We start from the raw sequence: 236 nt of genomic DNA, 5'->3' as shown, positions 1-236 counted from the left end.
CGTTTAACCTTGACCTTGTTGGCAGATTGGCGATATGCCAATGACTCAACCACACCGGGCAGATTTTTTGCAGCTTCATAGTCAGTCAGGTAATGGTAGGCAGCGCATTTCGTTAAGGGCGTATCGAAACTGGCAATGAGGGTGTACAAGGGGCCATCTCTTTTTACATCCACCTGCAATCCGTGGTAATGAGCATCCGACCAAGCAATATTGTTGGTCATAAATAGCAACAAGAA

At 46.2% G+C, this 236-nt stretch carries 1 protein-coding gene; it reads right to left on the bottom strand.

Going from position 1 to position 236, the window contains the following annotated elements; all coding sequences use genetic code 11:
* A partial coding sequence (locus SCT_RS16410; protein WP_202812175.1) for a hypothetical protein occupies positions 1-221 on the bottom strand: 221 nt, incomplete at its 3' end.
* Positions 222-236: the final 15 nt, after the last annotated feature.

Origin of the sequence: Sulfuricella sp. T08, from assembly GCF_000971475.1 — a bacterium.
Classification (GTDB): Bacteria; Pseudomonadota; Gammaproteobacteria; order Burkholderiales; family Sulfuricellaceae; genus Sulfuricella.
This window is presented reverse-complemented; position numbering and strand designations above follow the sequence as displayed.